This window comes from Mesorhizobium sp. 01N446 (assembly GCF_056399285.1).
The window spans coordinates 390854-406372 of sequence record NZ_JBFTRA010000005.1; the positions used below are offsets into that span (position 1 = coordinate 390854).

The 15519-nt window shown below is 64.4% G+C and carries 18 protein-coding genes; 14 read left to right on the forward strand and 4 right to left on the reverse strand.

Annotation, left to right across the window (positions count from 1 at the left end):
• Positions 1-22 precede the first annotated feature (22 nt).
• Positions 23-1039, forward strand: a complete 1017-nt coding sequence (locus AC1DPX_RS21240; RefSeq protein WP_477239333.1) for a zinc-binding alcohol dehydrogenase family protein — start codon at positions 23-25, stop codon at positions 1037-1039.
• A gap of 15 nt (positions 1040-1054) precedes the next feature.
• On the opposite strand, the gene phnF is transcribed toward AC1DPX_RS21240, so the two are convergent.
• Positions 1055-1804, reverse strand: a complete 750-nt coding sequence (gene phnF / locus AC1DPX_RS21245) for a phosphonate metabolism transcriptional regulator PhnF (RefSeq protein ID WP_477239335.1) — start codon at positions 1802-1804, stop codon at positions 1055-1057.
• 121 nt (positions 1805-1925) lie between these two features.
• On the opposite strand from phnF, the gene phnG reads away from it, so the two are divergent.
• From phnG to fosX, 4 genes are read left to right on the forward strand one after another with little or no spacing between them, the layout of a single operon-like run.
• The gene (gene phnG, locus AC1DPX_RS21250; protein WP_202357817.1) at positions 1926-2387 is read left to right on the forward strand and encodes a phosphonate C-P lyase system protein PhnG; all 462 of its coding nucleotides are present in this window, start codon (positions 1926-1928) and stop codon (positions 2385-2387) included.
• Entirely contained in the window at positions 2387-2998 is a 612-nt protein-coding gene (gene phnH / locus AC1DPX_RS21255) for a phosphonate C-P lyase system protein PhnH (protein WP_477239337.1), read from the forward strand. Before phnG ends, phnH begins: the two co-directional genes overlap by 1 nt.
• A gap of 1 nt (position 2999) precedes the next feature.
• A complete protein-coding gene (locus AC1DPX_RS21260; protein ID WP_477239339.1) occupies positions 3000-4112 on the forward strand; it encodes a carbon-phosphorus lyase complex subunit in 1113 nt (370 codons plus the stop codon).
• The gene (gene fosX, locus AC1DPX_RS21265; RefSeq protein WP_477239341.1) at positions 4109-4528 is read left to right on the forward strand and encodes a FosX/FosE/FosI family fosfomycin resistance hydrolase; all 420 of its coding nucleotides are present in this window, start codon (positions 4109-4111) and stop codon (positions 4526-4528) included. The genes AC1DPX_RS21260 and fosX overlap by 4 nt, the downstream gene beginning before the upstream one ends.
• 2 nt (positions 4529-4530) lie before the next feature.
• Here the strand turns inward: fosX and AC1DPX_RS21270 are convergent, their stop codons facing one another.
• Positions 4531-4731 (reverse strand): hypothetical protein, encoded by a 201-nt coding sequence (locus AC1DPX_RS21270; protein WP_477239343.1) that lies wholly within the window; start codon positions 4729-4731, stop codon positions 4531-4533.
• A gap of 65 nt (positions 4732-4796) precedes the next feature.
• Between AC1DPX_RS21270 and AC1DPX_RS21275 the strand changes: the two genes are divergently transcribed.
• The 9 genes from AC1DPX_RS21275 (at position 4797) to phnE (AC1DPX_RS21315) (ending at position 13082) form a co-directional block, all read left to right on the forward strand.
• On the forward strand, positions 4797-5696 hold the full coding sequence (locus tag AC1DPX_RS21275) for an alpha-D-ribose 1-methylphosphonate 5-phosphate C-P-lyase PhnJ (RefSeq protein ID WP_477239345.1): 900 nt from the start codon (positions 4797-4799) through the stop codon (positions 5694-5696).
• Complete coding sequence (phnK, locus tag AC1DPX_RS21280) at positions 5693-6469, forward strand: phosphonate C-P lyase system protein PhnK (protein WP_135898898.1); 777 nt, start codon at positions 5693-5695, stop codon at positions 6467-6469. Before AC1DPX_RS21275 ends, phnK begins: the two co-directional genes overlap by 4 nt.
• 2 nt (positions 6470-6471) lie before the next feature.
• Positions 6472-7179 carry a phosphonate C-P lyase system protein PhnL gene (gene phnL, locus AC1DPX_RS21285; RefSeq protein WP_477239347.1) on the forward strand — a complete coding sequence of 236 codons (708 nt, stop codon included), beginning with the start codon at positions 6472-6474 and terminating at the stop codon, positions 7177-7179.
• Positions 7176-7793, forward strand: coding sequence for a DapH/DapD/GlmU-related protein (locus tag AC1DPX_RS21290; protein WP_477239349.1), 618 nt, complete (start codon positions 7176-7178; stop codon positions 7791-7793). The genes phnL and AC1DPX_RS21290 overlap by 4 nt, the downstream gene beginning before the upstream one ends.
• Before the next feature lie 86 nt (positions 7794-7879).
• Positions 7880-8590, forward strand: coding sequence for a DUF1868 domain-containing protein (locus AC1DPX_RS21295; protein WP_477239351.1), 711 nt, complete (start codon positions 7880-7882; stop codon positions 8588-8590).
• 233 nt (positions 8591-8823) lie between these two features.
• Positions 8824-9681, forward strand: a complete 858-nt coding sequence (phnC, locus tag AC1DPX_RS21300) for a phosphonate ABC transporter ATP-binding protein (protein WP_202357809.1) — start codon at positions 8824-8826, stop codon at positions 9679-9681.
• 92 nt (positions 9682-9773) lie between these two features.
• Entirely contained in the window at positions 9774-10682 is a 909-nt protein-coding gene (gene phnD, locus AC1DPX_RS21305) for a phosphonate ABC transporter substrate-binding protein (RefSeq protein ID WP_477239353.1), read from the forward strand.
• 57 nt (positions 10683-10739) lie between these two features.
• A complete protein-coding gene (gene phnE / locus AC1DPX_RS21310; RefSeq protein WP_477239355.1) occupies positions 10740-11711 on the forward strand; it encodes a phosphonate ABC transporter, permease protein PhnE in 972 nt (323 codons plus the stop codon).
• Between the two features lie 3 nt (positions 11712-11714).
• Positions 11715-13082, forward strand: a complete 1368-nt coding sequence (phnE, locus tag AC1DPX_RS21315) for a phosphonate ABC transporter, permease protein PhnE (RefSeq protein WP_477239357.1) — start codon at positions 11715-11717, stop codon at positions 13080-13082.
• 158 nt (positions 13083-13240) lie between these two features.
• Here phnE (AC1DPX_RS21315) and AC1DPX_RS21320 read toward each other — a convergent pair whose 3' ends face one another.
• Complete coding sequence (locus AC1DPX_RS21320) at positions 13241-14092, reverse strand: sugar phosphate isomerase/epimerase family protein (RefSeq protein ID WP_096450366.1); 852 nt, start codon at positions 14090-14092, stop codon at positions 13241-13243.
• Between the two features lie 209 nt (positions 14093-14301).
• A complete protein-coding gene (locus AC1DPX_RS21325) occupies positions 14302-15489 on the reverse strand; it encodes a Gfo/Idh/MocA family protein (RefSeq protein WP_477239358.1) in 1188 nt (395 codons plus the stop codon).
• Positions 15490-15519 lie beyond the last annotated feature (30 nt).

Here is a 15519-nt window from a genome sequence, read left to right on the forward strand (position 1 = left end):
GGAAACCCAACTGGACTGAAACATGAAAGCCGTTGTCTGCCGCTCGCCCGGGGAACTCGTCCTGGAAGACCGCCCCGCGCCCGGCGCACCCGCTGCCGGCTGGGCGCTGGTCGCGGTCAGCCATGTCGGCATCTGCGGCACCGACTACCACATTTTCGAAGGCAAGCACCCGTTCCTCGCCTACCCCCGCATCATGGGCCATGAAGTCTCCGGCACCGTCGTCGAGACGGGCGAGGGCGTCGACCTTGCCATTGGCGAACCGGTCGTCATCAACCCCTATCTCTCCTGCGGCAAGTGCATCGCCTGCCGGCACGGCAAACCGAATTGCTGCGTCAGGATCGAGGTGCTGGGCGTCCATCGCGACGGCGCCATGTGCGAACGCATTCTTGTCCCGGCGCAGAATCTCTATCCGGCCAATGGCCTGTCGCTGGCCGACGCCGCCGCCGTCGAATTCCTGGCCATCGGCGCGCACGCTGTGCGTCGCGCTCGCGCCGATCCCGGCGCCCGCGCGCTGGTCATCGGCGCCGGCCCGATCGGTCTCGGCACCGCCATCTTCGCCCGCATCGCCGGGCTCGACGTAACGCTGCTCGACATGAGCAGTGAAAGGCTCGCCTTCGCCGAAACCGAACTCGGCTTCCAGACACTCGACGGGTCACGTGGCGCGGTGCCCGACCTGGTCAGGGAAGCGACATCAGGCGAAGGCTTCGACGTGGTCTTCGATGCCACCGGCAACACCCGGTCGGTGCAGTCGGCCTTCGCCCATGTCGCGCATGGCGGCACACTGGTGCTGGTCAGCGTCGTCAAGGACGACATCGTCTTCTCCGACCCTGAATTCCACAAGCGCGAAATGACGCTGGTCGGCAGCCGCAATGCACTGCGTGCCGATTTCGACCATGTCGCAACCTCGATCCGCAACGGCGCCGTGCCCTTGGCCAAGCTCGTCACCCACCGCACGACGCTGGCCGATACGCCCAGCGATCTCGCCCGCTGGGCGCACGAAAAGTCCGGCCTGATCAAGGCCGTGATCGAGATCGGATAGTCGGCAGAAGCAGGCTCACAGCGCCGACAGTCTCAACTCCACTCGTTCCGCCGGAAAGCGCGACTCCGAAAACTGGATCGGTTGGCCGTCCGGCGTGATGTTGACGGCCACCGTGACCAGCACAATGGCGCCCGGCTGCAGGTCGAGGTCGACGAGATCGGCCGCATCGGCATGGCGCGCCGACAGCACGGTCGATTGCCTGAGATAGTCGTCTATGCCGAAGCGGGCCAGCGACGCAGTGATCGAGCCGGTCTCCGCCATCGCCTTGTCGATGCCGGAAAAGCGCCTGGCATCGAACCAGCCGGCAGCGCGTGACACAGGCCGTCCATCGGCCTCACCGCGTGTCTCCAGCCGGATCACCTCGGCGCCCCTGGCCAGCCCAAGTCCCTCGGCGACGCGCTGGCTGGCCGGCTCGACCGATGAGGCGAGCAGCACGATGTGGCGTTCCGAGGTCTGTCCCTGTAGGCCCGTTGAAAAGCGCGTGCGCGCGCCGATCGGATAGGACAGCCGCTTGCGCGACAGGACGAAGGTGCCGCGTCCCTGCTCGGCCCGCAGCACCCCTTCCTGCACAAGCGCCGATATGGCGCTGCGGACCGTGTGACGGTTGACGCCATAGCGTTCGGCGAGTGCCACCTCCGGCGGCAGCGCGGCATTCTCGGCGAAATCCCCGATGGCGATTGCCTGCAGGATCCTGTCGGCAATCTGCCGCCACAGCGAAACGCCGCTGCGCCGCTCGATGCTGTCGGCTTCCTGTCGCCCGATCATGAATTGCCCCCGTCCATCTGGCCCCTGTCATCCACCCGTCATGGACTCGCGCTACGTAGTATGTATAATTTGTATAGTTGTCTATATCAATAGACAAATTTAGCAAAGAGGAATGCTGCCGATGCGAGGACAGGAAGCCCGCGACCAGGCCGAACGCAAGGCCGCCATGGCGACGCTGGCGCAAGCGAGCGGCGACGACATCGTCCGGCTCTGGAACGAGGCCGGCCTGCCCTCGCAGGCCGAGCTGCTGCGCGGTCCCGAGACCGGGCTGGTGACGCTGCGTGGCCGCATCGGCGGCGGCGGCGCGCCGTTCAATGTCGGCGAGGCGACCGTCACCCGCGCCACCGTCCGGCTGCCGTCGGGCCAGGTCGGCCATTGCTACGCGCTTGGCCGCGACAAGCAGAAGGCGAAGCTGGCGGCGATAGCCGACGCGCTGTGGCAGGACCCTGCCCGACGCGCCGAGGTCGAGACCAGGCTGATCGCGCCTTTGAGGTCGGCGCTCGCCACTGCCCAGGAAAAACGTCGCGCCGAGACGGCGGCAACGAAGGTGGATTTCTTCACCATGGTTCGCGGAGAAGACTGATGGATATCGCAGCGCAATCGATCGAGGGCGGCTTCGCCGACCCGATGTTCAACGCCCAGACAGTCTTCCGCGCGGTCATGGATGCGATGGCAAGGCCGGGCAGCGTGCAGCCTTTGCCGGCCTTGGCCCGCCCACCCGCGCCGCTCTCGGGAACTGCTGGCGCCGTGGCATTGGCGCTGTGCGACAACGACACGCCGCTCTGGCTCGACCCCGCCTTGCACACCTCCGCCGCGATCGGCTCCTGGCTTGGCTTCCACACCGGCGCGCCGCTCGCCAACACGCCGGCCGACGCACATTTCGCCTTTGTCGCCACGCCTGCCGAGATGATGGCGCTCGACGGCTTTTCTCAAGGGACGCAGGATTATCCCGACCGCTCGACCACCCTGATCCTGCAGGTCAGCGATTTCACCTCGGGCGTTCCCCTGCTGCTCGAAGGCCCCGGCATCGAAACCAGCGCCACCGTCGCGCCGGCGCAGATGCCGCGTCACTTCATCGAGCAGTGGAAGCAGAACATCCAGCGCTTTCCACGCGGCGTCGACATCATCCTCGCTACGCCGGAAGGCATAGCCTGCCTGCCGCGCACCACGCGCATCAAGACGATGGGGGCGTAAGATGTATGTCGCGGTAAAAGGCGGCGAAGCCGCAATCGCCAACGCCCACAGCCTGCTTGCCGACCGCCGGCGCGGCGACCGTTCGGTGCCGGCACTGCGCCTCGACCAGATCGTCGAGCAGTTGGCGCTCGGCGTCGACCGGGTGATGAGCGAAGGCTCGCTCTACGACCGTGAACTCGCGGCACTCGCCATCGTCCAGGCGCGCGGCGACATGATCGAGGCGATCTTCCTGGTGCGCGCCTATCGCACCACGCTGCCGCGCTTCGGCTACACCAGGCCGACCGACACCGGCGCCATGCTGGTCGAGCGGCGTGTCTCGGCAACCTACAAGGATCTGCCCGGCGGCCAGTTGCTTGGGCCGACCTTCGACTACACGCACCGGCTTCTCGACCCCGAGCTTGCCGCCGGCGCCGATGTCGCCGAGCCCTTGCGGCGCGAGACGGAAGCGCAGGCCATGCCACGCGTTTCGGCGATCCTCGCTCGCGAAGGGCTGATCGAACCGGACGGCGAGATGCCGGGGGATCATGTTCCCGGCGACATCACCCGCGAGCCGCTGGAGTTCCCGATGGCGCGCGACATCCGCCTGCAGGCGCTATCGCGCGGCGATGAGGGTTTCCTGCTGGCGCTCGGCTATTCCACCCAGCGCGGCTATGCCCGCAACCATCCCTTTGTCGGCGAGATCCGCATCGGCGAGGTCGAGCTGGAACTCGACGTCCCCGAACTGCCCTTTGCAGCCCCCCTCGGCACGGTGCGGGTCACCGAATGCCAGATGGTCAACCAGTTCAAGGGCTCGGCCAAGGCGCCGCCGCAATTCACCCGCGGCTACGGCCTCGTCTTCGGCCAGAGCGAGCGCAAGGCGATGGCCATGGCGCTTTGCGACCGCGCCCTGCGCGCCTCCGAGCTCGGCGAGGACATTGTCGCCGCCGCCCAGGACGAGGAATTCGTCATCTCGCATTCCGACAACGTCCAGGCGACCGGCTTCGTCGAGCATCTGAAACTGCCGCACTATGTCGACTTCCAGGCCGAGCTCGACCTCGTGCGCCGCATGCGCGCCGAATACGAGGCACGCGAAAACCCCGCCAAGATCGACGAGAAGCGGGAGGCAGCGGAATGATCGAAGGCCTGTCCCATATGACCTTCATCGTCAGGGATCTCGAGCGGATGAGAGAAATCCTCGAGGGCGTTTTCGACGCGCGCGAAGTCTATGCCAGCGACGCCGAGCAATTCTCGCTGTCACGCGAAAAATTCTTCCTGATCGGCGACATATGGATCGCCATCATGCAAGGCGAGGCGCTGCCGGAGCGCAGCTACAACCACATTGCCTTCAAGATCGACGACGCCGATTTCGACCACTACGCCGAACGCGTCTGCAGGCTAGGCCTCGACATGCGCCCGCCACGCCCACGTGTCGAGGGTGAAGGTCGCTCGATCTATTTCTACGATGACGACAACCACATGTTCGAACTGCACACCGGCACGCTCAATGAGCGGCTGGCGCGCTACGCCAGGGGATTGGAGGCCGCGGAATGACCCTAGTTGCCTACGCCGCCATGCCCACCGTCGGGGAAATGGCCGCCGCCATACCCTCCATTGTAGCCACGGCTGCCGGAAACGGTCTCGCCTGTAGCGCCTTCCTTCGGTGCTGGCAGAACCATCCGTCGAAGGAAAAACAGCACCGCGCCAGCGAACACCACCAGCAGAATTCCGAGATGTATCCAACCGTCTTGGGTCATCGGAATTCGCCCCTAGTTCCGCGTCCTGGACGTCAATTCAATAGCACAATGTGGATGTGATCGCCATGACCGACATCGCCACCTACAACTTTGCTTATCTCGACGAACAGACCAAGCGGATGATCCGCCGGGCGATCCTCAAGGGCATCGCCATCCCCGGCTATCAGGTGCCGTTCGCCTCGCGCGAAATGCCGATGCCTTATGGCTGGGGCACTGGCGGCGTCCAGGTCACCGCCTCGATCATCGGCCCCGACGATGTGCTGAAGGTCATCGACCAGGGCGCCGACGACACCACCAACGCGGTCTCCATCCGCGCCTTCTTCAAGAAGGTCGCCAACGTCGCTGTCACCACCGACACCGCCAGCGCCACCATCATCCAAACCCGCCACCGCATCCCCGAACATCCGCTGACCGCGGGCCAGGTGCTGGTCTACCAGGTGCCGATCCCCGAGCCGCTGCGCTTCCTCGAACCGCGCGAGACCGAGACGCGCAAGATGCATGCGCTGGAAGAGTACGGTCTCATGCATGTCAAGCTCTACGAGGACATCGCCAAGCACGGCCGCATCGCCACCACCTATGCCTATCCGGTCAAGGTCGAGGGCCGCTATGTGATGGACCCCTCGCCGACGCCGAAATTCGACAATCCCAAGATGCACCGCTCGCCCGCGCTGCAGCTGTTCGGCGCCGGTCGCGAAAAGCGCATCTACGCGGTGCCGCCCTTCACCGATGTCGTCAGCCTCGACTTCGAAGACCATCCGTTCGAGGTCCAGACCTTCGACCAGCCCTGCGCGCTGTGCGCGGCCGAGAATGTCTATCTCGACGAGGTCATCCTCGACGATCATGGCGGCCACATGTTCGTCTGCTCCGACACCGACCATTGCGAGAAGCGGCGGGCAGATGGCCATCGCGGCCACCTTGCCCCCGAAAATCATCCTGCCCCAGAAAACATGGAGCCGGCACAATGACCGACGAACCGTTGCTGCGCGTCTCGGCGCTCTCCAAATTCTACGGCTCGCGCGTCGGCTGCGACAACGTTTCCTTCGACCTGTGGCCGGGCGAAGTCCTGGCAGTGGTTGGCGAATCCGGTTCCGGCAAGACGACGCTGCTCAACTGCCTGTCGACGCGGCTCCTGCCGTCTTCCGGCACCGCCAGCTACCGCATGCGCGACGGCCAGTTCCGCGAGCTCTACCGCATGAGCGAGGCCGAGCGCCGCTTCCTGATGCGCACCGACTGGGGCTTTGTCCACCAGAACCCGGCCGACGGCCTGCGCATGACGGTGTCGGCCGGGGCCAATGTCGGCGAGCGGCTGATGGCGGTCGGCGACCGCAACTATGGCAAGATCCGCGCCACGGCCGTCGACTGGCTGTCGCGCGTCGAGATCGAGCAGGACCGCATCGACGACGAGCCGCGCGCCTTCTCCGGTGGCATGCGCCAGCGCCTGCAGATCGCCCGCAACCTCGTCACCGGTCCACGGCTGGTGTTCATGGATGAGCCGACCGGCGGCCTCGACGTCTCGGTGCAGGCGCGCCTGCTCGATCTCTTGCGTGGACTGGTCACCGATCTTGGTCTGGCGGCGATCGTCGTCACGCACGATCTCGCCGTGGCACGGCTTTTGTCGCAGCGCATGATGGTGATGAAGGACGGCCGCGTCGTCGAAAGCGGCCTCACCGACCGCGTGCTCGACGATCCGCGCGCGCCCTATACGCAGCTTCTCGTTTCCTCGATTCTTCAGGTGTAACCATGCCGACGCCACTCGTTGTTTCCGACGTCGCAAAAAGCTTCACCATGCATCTGCGCGACGGCATCAAGCTGCCGGTCGTCGCCGGTGTCTCCTTCTCGATCAAGGCGGGCGAATGCACCGTGCTCGGCGGCCCGTCAGGGGCCGGCAAGAGCTCGATCCTGAAAATGCTCTACGGCAACTATGCCGTCGACGAAGGCCAGATCATCGTCAGGCACGAGGAGGGGCTGATCGACCTCGCCCACGCCAGCCCGCGCACCGTGCTCGCCGTTCGCCGGCAAACGATCGGCTATGTCAGCCAGTTCCTGCGCACCGTGCCGCGCGTTTCGGCGCTCGACGTCGTCGCCGAACCGCTAGTCGAACGCGGCGAGGAGCGCGAGGTTGCACGCGGCAAGGCACGCGCCCTGCTGGCACAGTTGAACCTGCCGGAGAAACTCTGGGCGCTGCCGCCGGCGACTTTCTCCGGCGGCGAACAGCAGCGCGTCAACATCGCGCGCGGCTTCATCACCGAGCACCCCATCCTGCTGCTCGACGAACCGACCGCCTCGCTCGACGCCACCAACCGCGACGTGGTGATCGCACTCATCGCCGCCAAGAAGGCGGCAGGCGTTGCCCTGCTCGGCATCTTCCACGACCACGACGTGCGCGAGGCGGTGGCCGACCGCATCATCGACGTCACCGCTTTTGCTCCGGGAAAGCTCGCTGCATGACCAGGAAATTGTCGGAGACGCCGCTGATCCACCCGACGGCGGAGGTGCACAATTCGACGCTCGGCCGCTGGACCGAGATCGCCGACCGCAGCCGGGTTTCGGAATCTGAACTCGGCGACTATTCCTACATGATGCAGGATTGCTCGGTCTGGTGCGCGACGATTGGCAAGTTTGCCAACATCGCGGCAAGCGTGCGCCTCAACGCCACCAACCACCCGACCTGGCGGCCGACGCTGCACCACTTCACCTACCGCGCCTCGGACTATTGGGACGACGCCGAGCACGAGAGCGAATTCTTCGCCCAGCGCCGCGCCAAGCGGGTCACCATCGGCCACGACACCTGGCTCGGCCACGGCTCGACCGTCCTGCCCGGCGTCACCGTCGGCGATGGCGCGGCGGTCGGCGCCGGCGCCGTCGTCTCGAAGGATGTCGCGCCCTACACTATCGTTGCCGGCGTGCCGGCCAAACCGATCCGCGAACGCTTCGACCGCCGCACCGCCGAACGCTACCAGGCGCTTGCCTGGTGGGACTGGGACCACGCCAGACTGCGCGCCTCGCTCGATGATTTTCGCGAGCTGTCAGCCGAAGCCTTCCTGGAGAAATACGAGGGATAGGTCTTCACATCATCGTTATAAGAGAGCCTGTTCATATCCCTGACACAGGACTCGGACAGGACGCCATCTCCCCCAAGGAGATCGCCATGCTCGACACCATCAGACCCTCGCTCGCCGGATTCTTTGCCGGCTCCAATCCGATGCCCCCGTTGCATCTCGGCACGCGCTACGACACGGCGGGCAATTTCCTGACCGAACCGGGTAACACCGTCGTCAGCCATCTCGTCAGCGGATCGCCTTCCGAAGCGGTGGTTCTGGAGGTCCGCGAGCGCATGCTCGCCATGCCCGACGCCGACCGGCTCGCCTTCACGCCCGCCTCCAGCCTGCACATGACGCTGTTCCAGGGCATCATAGAATATCGCCGCCGCTTGCCCTTCTGGCCGCAGGACGTGCCGCTCGACACCAGCATCGACGCCATGACCCGCCTCTATCTGGAACGCTTGAAGGGGTTCAAAGGCTTCGGCCCGTTCAACATCAAGGTGGTCGAAATCGTGCCGACCGGTCTTACCGTTGCCGGTGCAACGGACGAGGACGTGCGCATCATGCGTCAATGGCGCGATGCGCTGGAGGTGCCGTTCGGCTACCGGCACCCCGACCACGACACCTACGTCTTCCACATCACCTTCGCCTACCAGATCCAGCGTCTTGCCGACGACCGTGCCGCAGCGTGGCAGGCGCTGTTCGGCGACTGCCTGGCGCTTTTCGCAAGACAGGCTCCGATAATCGAGATCAAGGCGCCCGCCTTCTGCGCCTTTCGCGACATGAAGCATTTCGAGGAATTGCTCGTGCTCGGCTGATCGCTGGCCAAGCGCCGGTGCATGTCGCCCGAAAGTGACCTCGGTTTTGGGAGAACGACGTGCACAAGAACAAAGACCTGAAGCGCGTCGCATGAATTCGTTTCAGCGCGACGCGCCTCAGTCACCGCGCCTGTGGAGCGTAACAAAACTGACATGCTGGCGACACGGCAGGTTCATGTGGCTGCGCTAGGCGAGTGCCTGACGATCAACAAGGTCGGGACTGGAACCTGCTCATGTCAGCAAGCTCTGCCACACTCGAAATCCGCGGCGTCAGCCGACGATTTGGCAAGAACACCGCCGTCAGCGACGTCAACATCTCGATCCCGCAGGGTCAGATGGTTGGCGTCATCGGCCGTTCGGGCGCTGGCAAATCGACCCTTCTTCGCATGATCAACCGTCTTGTCGACCCCAGCCAAGGGTCGATTTTTTTTGACGGCGCCGAGGTCTCCCAGCTGCGCGGCTCGCCGCTGCGGCGATGGCAGCGCGACTGCGCCATGATCTTCCAGCAGTTCAACCTGGTGCCGCGCCTCGACGTGCTGACCAACGTGCTGCTCGGCAAATTGAACCACCGTTCGACACTGTCCAACCTTCTCGGCATGTTCTCGCGCGCCGAATGCGCCGAGGCGGTCGCAGCGCTCGAGCGGCTCGACATAGCCCGCACGGCACTTCAGCCCGCCGGCACCCTTTCCGGCGGACAGCAGCAGCGCGTCGCCATCGCCCGCGCTTTGATGCAGCAGCCCAAGGTGATCCTCGCCGACGAGCCGATCGCCTCGCTCGACCCGCTCAACGCCAAGGTGGTGATGGATTCGCTGCAGGACATCAATCTGCGCGAGGGCATCACCGTCGTCACCAATCTGCATACGCTCGACACCGCGCGCGCCTATTGCAGCCGCATCATCGGCATGGCCGCCGGCAAGGTCGTCTTCGACGGCCCGCCCGAAGAGCTCAACCGTGAGGCGGTGCGCCTCGTCTACGGCGCCGACAGCAATGGCGCGGAGATATCGGAGGCCATTACCTCCACCAGCGTTGCCTTCAAGCAGAAGATCGCAGCATCCGCCGGACCGCTCGAACCCGCATTCCCGGGTTACTGAGAGCAGTTGGGATCGCCAGCCCGCGTCAAGGGCACCTGTCAAAATCAAGAACGCTGCCGGCGCGGGGCCGGAACTTACAGGAGAGACATCAAATGTTCAGGAAGATGGTTTTCAGCGCCGTTTCGGTGCTCGCCATGGCGACCAGCATGGCCCACGCCGCCGATCTGAAGGAATTCCGCGTCGGCATTCTGGGCGGTGAAAACGAGACCGACCGGCTGCGCAACTACCAGTGCCTTGCCGACCATCTGAAGACCGAATTCGGCTTCGAGAAGGTCTCGCTGTTCCCCGCGGCCGACTATGACGGCGTTATCCAGGGCCTGCTCGGCGGCACGCTCGACTTCGCCGAACTCGGCGCCTCCGGCTATGCCAGCGTCTATCTCAAGGATCCCAAGGCGGTGACCCCGATCCTCACCACCAAGCAGACCGACGGTTCCACCGGTTACTATTCGATCGGCCTGGCACTGAAGACCTCGGGCATCACCGACATCAAGTCGGCCAAGGGCAAGAAGCTCGGCTATGCCGATCCGGATTCGACCTCGGGCTACCTGATCCCGCTGACCCAGATTCCGAAGGAAACCGGCGCCTCGAACGAAACCTTCTTCGCCTCGACCCAGTTCAATGGCGGCCATGAGAACAACATCCTGGCCGTGCGCGACGGCAAGGTCGATGTCGCAGTCGACGATTCCTCCGGCATCGGCGACTTCAAGAACGGCTTCACCTCCGGCTCCTTCCACAAGGTCGTCGCCAAGGGCGCCGTCGACCCGAACGACTTCGTCGAAGTCTGGCGTTCGGGCCTGATCCCGAACGGCCCGCTGGTCGTGCGCACCGCGCTGGGCGACGAGATGACCGCCAAACTCGCCGCCTTCTTCACCGATCTGCCGAAGAAGGACAAGGCTTGCTTCGAGGGCGTCGAAGGTGGCGATTTCACCGGCTACGTTCCGGTGAAGCCGGACTTCTACAACGTCATCGTCGAAGCCCGTAAGGCAGCTATCGGCGGCTAACGGCGAAATCGGAAAGGGCGGTGTTCAAAAAACATCGCCCTTTTTGCATCTCCGATCATGACCCTTTCCGTGACAGCCCCCTCATTGACAGCCGCCTCCGGCGCCACCCACCCGATGGCCGATGCCTGGCGACGCCAGACGTCGCTGCGCCGGTTCTATACCGTGCTCGGCGCCGGCCTGCTGCTGGCCGCGATGTTCGCCAGCATGTGGTTCGCCGACGAAGCCAATGCCGGGCACTTCTTCGACCGGCTGCCGCATATTCTGGATTTCCTGAGCTGGCTGGTCCCCAAGGACTGGAACGACGTCTGGCGGGCGCTGTTCGACATTGCCTCGCCGCATGACACCGGCACCCAGGAATACAACTTCCCGCTCGGGCGCGTTTATGTCTGGGGTGGTTTTTACATCCCCGAATATTTCGAGCTGATGCTGACCACGGTGAACGTTGCGCTGGTCTCGACCTTCATCGGCTTCGTCTTCGCGGTGCCCTTTTCTTTCATCGCCGCGCGGAACCTGACGCCCCACCCGGCGCTCAGGCTCATCGTCAAGCGCCTCATGGAACTCCTGCGGGCCTTCCCCGAGATCGTCATTGCCGGCTTGTTCGCGGCCATCGTCTCCATCGGCCCGATCGCCGCCATCATCGCCATCGGCCTGCATTCGATCGGCGCGTTCGGCAAGCTGTTCTACGAGATCAACGAGAACATCGACATGCGCGCAGAGGAAGGCCTGCGGGCGGTCGGAGCCAACTGGTTCGAGCGCGTGCGCTTCGCGGACCTGCCGCAGGTGCTGCCCAATTTCATGTCCTACACGCTGCTGCGCGTCGAGATCAATGTCCGCGCCTCGACCATCATCGGCGCCGTTGGCGGCGGTGGCATCGGCGAGGAGTTGAAGCTCTCCATCTCGCGCGGCTTCGGCGCCAAGACGCTGGCGCTGGTGCTGCTCTTGTTCACGACCATCTTCATCATCGACCAGTTCTCCGCCTGGCTGCGCCGCAAGCTGGTCGGCGAACAGGCCTTTATGATGGGAGCGTGAACCATGGCGACCATGACCGCCGAGGAGATACTGTCGATCGAGGAGCGCTATCCGCAGGTGTTCCGGCGGCCTCCGTACAAGCGCTTCGCCCCGCTCTTCCTGTTCCTCGGCATCCTGACCTACCTCATCTATGTGCTGTGGTTCTTCAGCCTGCCGCAGGTGCTGCGGGAATCGCACTGGGAGCGTCTGCCGCTGTTCCTGACACAATGGATCAGCTACGACCTGCAACCGGAATTCCGCCTCGACCAGCCTGAGATCACGCCAAAATACCCGCGCTTTTCCTCGCTCGGCGAGAACCCCAACCCCGACTGGGTGATCAAGAAGCCGGGCGGTACCTTCACCGTGCTGATCGATGGCCCGGCGAAATCCGTTACCTTCGACAAGGCGCAGGCAACGCTTACGGCCAACGGTGAGACCGTGCCTGTCGCGCTGACCAGCGGCAAGCCTGTGATCACGGGTCCGGTGCCGGACTGGATCACCGCGCATGACGACGAAGTGGTCGCCAAGATGGGCTTCGTCGGCGAGGTGCGCGTCACCGTCGACCGCGTCAAGGTGCGCAAGCGCTTCCTCGGCTGGGCGAATTTCGTCTTCGACACACGTTCGCCCTTCTTCGGCAAACCGGCCGGAGAGGTGATCTCGCTGATCGTGTCCGGGCCCGAGTTGAAGCCGGGCACGTCGAACCTGGCGCTGGCCGGCGACAACATCTGGAACAACGCCCAGTGGCAGCACGGTGATGTCTGGACAAAGCTGCTGCAGACCATCGTCATGGCGTTCCTGGGCACGCTGCTCGGCGGCATCGTCGCCTTCCCGCTTGCCTTCTTCGCCGCCCGCAACATCACGCCGAGCGGCGTGCTCAGCCAGGTCCTGAAACGCTTCTTCGATTTCATGCGCTCGGTCGACATGCTGATCTGGGCGCTGTTCTTCACCCGTGCCTTCGGCCCCGGTCCGCTGGCGGGCAGTGCCGCGATCTTCTTCACCGAGATCGGCACACTCGGCAAGACGTACTCCGAGGCGCTGGAGAACATCGACGACAAGCCGCGCGAAGGTGTGCTGTCGACCGGCGCCAACGGCCTTCTGGTGCAGCGCTACGGCGTGATGCCGGAAGTCATTCCGGTCTTCATCAGCCAGACGCTCTACCAGTGGGAATCCAACACACGCGGCGCCACCATCATCGGCGCCGTCGGCGCCGGCGGCATCGGCCTGAAACTGTGGGAAGCGATGCGCACCAATTCCAACTGGGCCAACGTCTTCTACATGGTGCTGTTGATCCTGCTGGTCGTCTTCATCTTCGACAACATCTCGAACTTCCTGCGCCGCCGGCTGAGCCGGACGATCCACGACTACAACAGGATCCAGGCCGAGCAGGGTTAGCGATTTCAGCGTCTCAGGGCATGTTGAGATTCGGGTCAGGCCGAGTCGAAAATGCGGGGTTGCGAGAACCGGAGCGGAGCGTACTTTTGGGTACGTGAGCACCGGAAGCGCAGGAACCCTGCATTTGCAGGCCGGCCTCACCCGAATATCGACATGCCCTAAGCGGCCTTCTTCCAGCCGTTCCTGATATGTTTGTACCCCTCGCGATAAACCGCCTCCGGCGTCTCCGCGAAATCGCGCCACACCTTTGTCGCCGCCGCCAGGTCCTTAAGCGAACGTCCGAAGGACTCAATGGTCAGCCAATCATCATAGCCGCTCTTGCGGATCGCCGCGAACGTCTCTTTCCACGGGATGTTGCCGCGCCCCGGCACGCCGCGATCGTTCTCCGATATGTGGATGTGCACGACATTCCTGCGGTGCTTCGTATAGGCACCGATCGGATCGGCCTCCTCGATGTTGGCGTGAAAGGTGTCGTACATCGCCTTGATGTGTGGTCGGCCGACGGCATCGATGTGCTCCGACAGGTCCGCCATCGTGTTGAAAAGATAACATTCGAAGCGGTTCAGAGCCTCCAGCCCGATGGTCACGTTCCGCTTGCCGGCATGGTCGCCGATGGCGCGCTGCGAAGCGACGGAACGGTTCTTCTCGGCGGGCGTCGGCCCGCTGCCGGAAAAGGCGCCGAGCGTCGAATGCAGCGGCCCGCTGAGCGTCCTGGCGCCGAGCGCATCGGCGCAATCGACAGCCCATTTCATGTAGGCGATACCGGCCTTGCGGGTCGCGGCATCCGGCGAGATCAGGTTCATCGAGGGATCGCCCATCGCCGAAACCGCGGTGCGCTCCAGCCCGATGCGATCGAGCAGGTCGCCAAGCTTTTTGTAATCGTCCGGCGTCCCGGCGAAAATCGGTATCTCGACACCGTCGAAACCCGTCGCCTTGATGTCGCGAAGCAGCGGCTCGTGTTTTTTCGAGACGCTGGTCGTCCACAAGAACATGCACATGCCGATTTTCATCGACGCCCCTCCCCCATTTGATGGCGCGTGTTGGCTGTCCCACCAGCTTCGCGCAAACTCCCCCTCATCCGGCCGCTCCGCGGCCACCTTCTCCCCAAGGGGAGAAGAGATTTAGCGTTGGCGCCGGCACCTCCTCTCCCCTCGGGGAGAGGTCGGATTGCCCCGAATTGCCCTTCGCAATTCGACTGGCAATTCGGTTGAGGGGGCGACTAAAGCTTCGTCCACGCCCCATTCTTCTTCGACGATTTCACGCAGGCTTCGATGAAGGCCATGCCTTCGACGCCATCCTGGATGGTCGGGAAGACGACGTCCTTTGCCGGCTTGCCACCCTTCCTGCGCGCCGCGCGGATGGCGCGCGCCGCCTCCTGGTAGATGTTGGCGAAGCCTTCGAGATAGCCCTCGGGGTGGCCTGACGGCACGCGGCTGACACGGCCCGCCACAGGCAGCGCCCCGGCGCCGTTGCGGGTGATCAGCTGCTTGGGTTGGCCGAACGGCGTGTACCAGAGATAGTTCGGATCAGCCTGCACCCATTCCAGCCCACCCTTCGAGCCATAGATGCGCAGCTTCAGCCCGTTCTCATGGCCCGGCGCCACCTGGCTGGCCCAGATCATGCCCTTGGCTGGATGCGTCTTGCCGGTGGGCTTGAAGCGCAGCATGACGTTGACATTGTCGTCGAGCAGCCGCCCCGGCACGAAGGCATCGAGATCGGCCGACAGGGAATCCAGTTCCAGCCCGGAGACGAAGCGGGCGAGATTGTAGGCATGGGTACCGATGTCGCCCAGCGCACCGCCGGCGCCCGCCTGCTTGGGATCGCCGCGCCATGAGGCCTGCTTCTGGCCGGTGGCGGCGAGATCCTCGGTCAGCCAGTCCTGCGGATATTCCGACTGCACGATGCGGATGTCGCCGAGCACGCCCTTGGCCACCATTTCGCGTGCCTGCCGCACCATCGGATAGGCGGTGTAATTGTGGGTCAGCACGAACACCTTGCCGGTTTTCTCGACGACCGCGGCGAGCTTTTTCGCCTCGGCCAGTGTCGTTGCCAGCGGTTTGTCGCAGATCACATGGATGCCGGCCTCGAGGAAGGCCTTGGCAGCCGGCACGTGGACATTGTTGGGCGTGACGATGGCCACCGCCTCGATGCCGTCGGGGCGCTTGGCCTCGGCCTTGGCCATCTCGGCATAGGAGGCGTAGCTGCGGTCCGGATCGAGCCCGAGTTCGGCGGCCGAAGCCTTGGCGCGCTCCGGGTTCGCCGACAGCGCGCCGGCCACCAGCACGAAATCATTGTCCAGGCGCGCCGCGATGCGGTGCACCGCACCGATGAAGGCGCCTTGCCCACCGCCGACCATGCCATAGCGGATCGGGCCGCCTCCCGTTTCCGACTTCGATGCGCCGACCATGTTTTCTCCCTCGTGTCTTGGATGCTCCTC